Source organism: Pseudomonas sp. Pseusp97, assembly GCF_047304025.1.
Classification (GTDB): domain Bacteria; phylum Pseudomonadota; class Gammaproteobacteria; order Pseudomonadales; family Pseudomonadaceae; genus Pseudomonas.
In genome coordinates, this window is sequence record NZ_JBGLYK010000302.1 from 1 (window position 1) to 5,282 (window position 5,282).

General features: G+C 67.5%; 4 protein-coding genes and 1 pseudogene. 2 read left to right on the forward strand and 3 right to left on the reverse strand.

The features are described from left to right. Positions 1 to 184 precede the first annotated feature (184 nt). On the forward strand, positions 185 to 1,924 hold the full coding sequence (locus tag ACCC94_RS27540) for a SulP family inorganic anion transporter (RefSeq protein ID WP_413352770.1): 1,740 nt from the start codon (positions 185 to 187) through the stop codon (positions 1,922 to 1,924). On the opposite strand, the gene ACCC94_RS27545 is transcribed toward ACCC94_RS27540, so the two are convergent. Together ACCC94_RS27545 and ACCC94_RS27550 are read right to left on the reverse strand one after the other, a co-directional pair. Further along, positions 1,892 to 2,773: a methyl-accepting chemotaxis protein gene (locus ACCC94_RS27545; RefSeq protein ID WP_413352773.1), complete on the reverse strand. Its 882-nt coding sequence runs from the start codon at positions 2,771 to 2,773 to the stop codon at positions 1,892 to 1,894. The two genes, ACCC94_RS27540 and ACCC94_RS27545, sit on opposite strands and share 33 nt — an antisense overlap. Then, positions 2,750 to 3,877, reverse strand: a pseudogene (locus tag ACCC94_RS27550) (HAMP domain-containing protein); the annotation flags it as partial. The gene ACCC94_RS27545 and the pseudogene ACCC94_RS27550, both read right to left, overlap by 24 nt. 259 nt (positions 3,878 to 4,136) lie before the next feature. On the opposite strand from ACCC94_RS27550, the gene ACCC94_RS27555 reads away from it, so the two are divergent. Further along, positions 4,137 to 4,511, forward strand: coding sequence for a hypothetical protein (locus ACCC94_RS27555; RefSeq protein WP_413352771.1), 375 nt, complete (start codon positions 4,137 to 4,139; stop codon positions 4,509 to 4,511). 24 nt (positions 4,512 to 4,535) lie between these two features. On the opposite strand, the gene ACCC94_RS27560 is transcribed toward ACCC94_RS27555, so the two are convergent. Continuing rightward, a complete protein-coding gene (locus ACCC94_RS27560) occupies positions 4,536 to 5,144 on the reverse strand; it encodes a flavin reductase family protein (RefSeq protein ID WP_413352772.1) in 609 nt (202 codons plus the stop codon). Between the last annotated feature and the right edge of the window lie 138 nt (positions 5,145 to 5,282).

The window sequence follows — 5,282 nt, forward strand, 5'->3', positions numbered from 1 at the left end:
GAGCTTGCTCGCGAACATCCCCCTGCAATGCCGGTGCTGGGCGGGTTCGCGAGCAAGCTCGCTCCTACAGCCAAGACTTCACCTCCTGCCTACTTTCCTCCGCGCTATCTCGATGATTTCCGACAAGCTCTAACAGGCCTTTCCAGCTAGGATTTCCCTTGGTCGATTCCAAGGAAGATCCCCGATGTCCCTCGCTCGTTGGCTGCCCGGCCTGGACAGCCTGCTGCACTACCGTTTCGACTGGCTGCCGCGCGATATCCAGGCCGGCCTGTCGGTGGCCGCGGTGCAGATTCCCACCGCCATCGCCTATTCGCAGATCATCGGTTTCCCGCCGCAGGTCGGGCTCTACGCCTGCATCCTGCCGATGCTGATCTACGCCATCGTCGGCAGCTCGCGGCAACTGATGGTCGGCCCGGACGCCGCCACTGCCGCGATGGTCGCGGCGGCCATCACCCCGCTGGCGGCCGGCAACCCGGAGCGCCTGCTGCAGTTGTCGATGATCGTCGCGGTGCTGGTGGGCGCCCTGTCCATCGCCGCCGGTTTCGCCCGCGCGGGCTTCGTTGCCAGCTTCCTCTCGCGGCCCACGCTGGTGGGCTACCTGAACGGCATCGGCCTGAGCCTGATCGCCGGGCAGCTCGGCAAGATTCTCGGCTACCACAGCGAGACCAGCGGCTTCGTCCGCGGCCTGATCGCCCTGGTGCGCAACCTCGCCGACACTCACCTGCCAACACTCGCACTGGGCGCCGGCACCCTGGCGCTGATGATCCTGCTGCCACGCCGCTACCCGAAGATTCCCGGCGCGCTGGTGGGTGTGCTGTTCGCCTCGCTGATCGCCGCCCTGTTCGGCCTGGACCAGTACGGCATCAAGCTGCTCGGCGAGGTGCCGCAAGGTCTGCCGCAACTGAGCTGGCCGAAGACCAACTACGAGGAACTGGGCAGCCTGTTCCGCGACGCCATGGGCATCACCATCGTCAGCTTCTGCAGCGCCATGCTCACCGCCCGCAGCTTTGCCGCCCGCCACGGTTACACCATCGACGCCAACCACGAGTTCATGGCGCTGGGCATGGCCAACATCGGCGCGGGGATTTCCCAGGGCTTCGTCATCAGCGGCGCCGACTCACGCACCGCGGTGAACGACATGGTCGGCGGCAAGAGCCAGATGGTCGGCGTGGTTGCGGCCCTGGTGATCGGCCTGGTGCTGCTGTTGTTCAGCAAGCCGCTGGGCTGGGTGCCGATGCCGGCGCTGGGCGCGGTATTGCTGATGGCCGGCTGGGGCCTGATCGACTTCCGCGCGCTGCGCGGCTTCTGGGCGCTGAGCCGGTTCGAGTTCGGCCTGTGCGTGCTGACCACCGCCGGGGTGCTCAGCGTCGGCGTGCTGCCGGGGATCTTCGTCGCCATCATGCTCGCCCTGCTGCGCCTGCTTTACCTCACCTATCGCCCGCACGACGCGGTGATGGGCTGGGTGCACGGTATCGACGGCCAGGTGGAACTGGAGCAATACCCCAACGCGCATACCCTGCCGGGCCTGGTGATCTACCGCTTCGACGCGCCGATCCTGTTCTTCAACGCCGACTACTTCAAGCAGCGTCTGCTCGAGGTGGTGGCCGGCGAGCCGAACGCGCGCGCGGTGCTGCTCAATGCCGAGGGCATCCTCAACCTGGATATCAGCGGCCTGACGACCTTGCGCGAAGTCCAGCAGACCCTCGATGCGCAGGGCGTACACCTGTCCCTGGCGCGGGTAGCCGGTGAGACCCTGGCGATGCTCAAGCGCTCCGGGACGCTGGGCGAGGTGAAGCCGCCGCTGGTGTTCAGCTCGGTGCGCGCGGGCGTCAATGCCTACCGGCGCTGGCACCAGCAGCGCAAGCGCGAGCAGGCGGCCAGCGCCAGGGCGTCACAGGCGGAACTGCCCGACCAGCCCCTGTAGTTCGCGGCTGAGCTGCGCCAGTTCGACGCTGGAGGATGCGGTGGACTCCATGGCCTGCGCCGATTCGTCGGCGATGCCACGAATGCTGGTGACGCTGCGGCTGATCTCCTCGGCCACCGCGCTCTGCTGCTCGGAAGCGGCGGCGATCTGCTGGTTCATCTGGTGGATCACCGCGACCGCCGAGGCAATGGTGCCCAGCGCGGCTTCGGTCTGCACCGCGTCGCCCACGGTCATTTCCACCAGCGCGTGACTGCGCTGCATGCGCTGCACCGAAGTGCTCGCGCCGCTCTGCAGGGCGGCAATCAGCGTCTCGATCTCGGCGGTGGACTGCTGGGTGCGCCGCGCCAGCGCCCGCACTTCATCGGCGACCACGGCGAAGCCCCTGCCCTGCTCGCCCGCCCGCGCCGCTTCGATGGCGGCGTTGAGCGCCAGCAGGTTGGTCTGCTCGGCGACGTTCTTGATCACGTCCAGCACGCTGCCGATGCTCTGGCTCTCGCGGCCAAGCTGCTCGATGCTCTGCGTGGCCGCACGCACGGCTTCGGCCAACTGCTCGATGCGGCCAAGCGTCTGGCGCACCACGTCCTGCCCGCTGGCGACCTTGCCGTCGGCCTGTTCGGCAGAAGTGGCGGCCTCCTCGGCATTGCGCGCCACGTCGTGGACGGTGGCAGCCATCTGGTTCATCGCCGTGGCGACCTGGTCGGTCTCGGCCTTCTGGCTGTTCACCCCGTGCTGGGTGCGTTCGGTAACACTGGAAAGCGCCTGCGCCGAGGCGGAGATGCGCCCCACGCCGTCGCTCAGGCGGCTGACGATGCCGCGCAGGCTATCCGCCATGCTGCCGACCGCGCCCATCAGTTGACCGACTTCATCCTTGCGCCGGACCTCGACGCTCACGCTCAGGTCGCCTTCGGCGATGCGGCGGGCCATGCCGATCACCTGGCGCAGCGGCCGCACGATCATCCAGGTGATCAGCAGCGAAGCCAGCGCACCCACCAGCAGCGCTAGTGCTGCCGAAGCGACGATCAGCAGGGTATTGGTGCGTAGCTGGGTCTGCATGGCCGCGCGCTGGGCGGCGTAGGCGTCGTCGACCTGCTGCATGACCTGGGCCGCGCGTTCGTTCATCTGCGCGTGGACCTGCTTCTCCTGCTCGAGGCTGGCGGTGTACTCGTCGAGCTTCTCGACGAAGGCGTTGATATTGGTGATGACGTCCTTGAGCACGGAGACGTAGGTCGGGTCGGTGATGACCTGCTGCAGCTTGGCGGACAGTTCCAGCGCCTCGGCAGCGGACTTGATGCGACCGTCAGCGGCCTTTTCCTCGCTGGCCTTTTCCTCACCGCCCGCGTCCATGCGCGAGCGCGCCTCGTTCAGGCCCTGCAGCACCAGGCGGTAGAGCTGGCTGACCTGGGCGGCCTGCTGCAGCAGTTCCTCGCCCTTCTGGCCCTGGGAGTCCTTGAGTTCGTAGGCGCCGTCGTCGGCCAGGCTGGATTGCAGGATGTCCAGGCTGTTCGATGCGCCGTTCACCGACCAGGTGGCGGCATCCAGCGACAGCCGCCGGCTCTTGCTGGACTTCTCGAATTTCTCGAACGCTGCCAGGTAATCGGCGACGCCCTGCTCCACCTGCTGCATCGCCGCGGCCTCGCTCGCCTGGGCCTTGAGCCGCGCCACCGCTTCGCCGAGGTTGCCGGCGTGCTCGCGCAGGCGCTTGGCCGAGGCGTCGCTGGCGTCGATCACGAAGTCCTTCTCGCTCTGGCGCATCTCCAGCAACTCGCGGTTGATGGTCGACATGTCGCCGAGCAGGTCGAAGCGCTGGGAAATCGCCCGCAGCGAGGTCACGCCGATTACTGCCACCAGGGCAGTCAGCAACAGCACCAGGCCGAATCCGATGGCCAGTTTCTTCGCCGTTCCCATATCGGCCAGACGACGCTGCACGAAGGCAACCATGGCATCTCCCCCCATCCGCAATGGCGTTGCAGGAAATCCTCGAAGGTCTCCTGATCGTTATCGCTGCTTTTGGCCAGAACATTAGGAGCGCGGCCCACCGACTGGATAGAGGGCGCGACGGTGATGGCACGGTGATGCTGCACAGAGATACGTGGAGGTCGTATCCAGAACACTGAACAGGAGTTTCCGAGCACGGATACGGAAAGCGCCGACAGCGACCTGTCGGTCTGACCGTTCAGATTCCTACGCCTGACTCTCCACTTCAGGTACCCGGATGAACGCCTACTACCAACTGGTCCTGCAGCGCCCGCTGGCGGGACCCGCCCAGGAACTGCAACTGCCCGAGCTGTACCGCGAGCAGCGGCGCCTCGACCCGTTGCTGCTGGCTCGCGGTCAGTTGCCGATCCGCAGCTTCGTCTGCCCGCTGGCGTGCGACGAGGTGAAGGGAGAATGGCTGGACTGTTGGTTCGATGCCCGGACCGGCTGGCGCCTGGTGCGCGGCATCGTCAGCCTGATTCACGACCGCACGCTGGAATTCGACCGCCGCGACCCACTGCTCTCGGAGCTCTTCGCGCTCGGCGAACGGCTGGACGTGGCGCACATGGTCGGCGTCCACTGGCAGCTCGGCCCGGAGCTGGAACTCGCCTGACGCGGCAGCGCCAGGCGCTAAGCCCTACTTCGGACGAATCATGCTGAAGGTGTCGCGGGTGTAGCTGTACTGGGTGCCGCCCAGGCGGCCCACCAGGTCCAGCTTCGCCGGGTCGACGTGGCGCTCGTCCTGCATCACCGACTCGTCGATATGCGCCAGCAGCACGCGGGCGAAGATCAGCATGCTGGAGGGGTTGTCCGCCGGGTACGGCATGATTTCCGCCAGCTGGCATTCGAAGGCCACCGGCGCGCCGACCACGCGGGGCGGCGCCACGCGCTCGCTGGGCACGGTGGCGATGCCGGCGTGCTCGATCTCGCTGACGCCGTGAGGCAGCCAGGCGGCGGTGGCGTTCATGTTCTCGGCCTGGGCGGCGCTGACCAGGTGGATCACCAGTTCGCCGGTCTCGCGCACGTTGCGCAGGGTGTCCTTGACGCTGCCATCCTCGCGCACGCTGGTGTTGATCAGCAGGGTCGGCGGCGAATCGCTGATGACCTGGAAGAAGCTGAACGGCGCGAGGTTGCTCTGGCCGTCCTCGGACAGCGTGCTGACCCAGGCGATGGGCCGCGGCGTGACGGTGGAGGCCAGCCAGCGGTAGGCCTCGGCCTTGGGCAGTTGGGTGAAGTCGAGTTGCATGTCGAAATCCGGGCGATGCGGTAGGGAAGGCGCGGGGCGCGGGGCGGGGGCCCGCGCTGGGGCGCGCCAGGGCCCCGGGGGGGGGTGGGGTTTTTTAAACGCGCGCGCCGGGGCGGGTGGGGGCCCCCCCACGAGGGC

Coding starts and splice junctions, on each gene's coding strand:
- ACCC94_RS27540 (WP_413352770.1), top strand. CDS start 185: ATGTCCCTCGCTCGTTGGCTGCCCGGCCTGGACAGCCTGCTGCACTAC.
- ACCC94_RS27545 (WP_413352773.1), bottom strand. CDS start 2,773: ATGGGCGCGGTCGGCAGCATGGCGGATAGCCTGCGCGGCATCGTCAGC.
- ACCC94_RS27555 (WP_413352771.1), top strand. CDS start 4,137: ATGAACGCCTACTACCAACTGGTCCTGCAGCGCCCGCTGGCGGGACCC.
- ACCC94_RS27560 (WP_413352772.1), bottom strand. CDS start 5,144: ATGCAACTCGACTTCACCCAACTGCCCAAGGCCGAGGCCTACCGCTGG.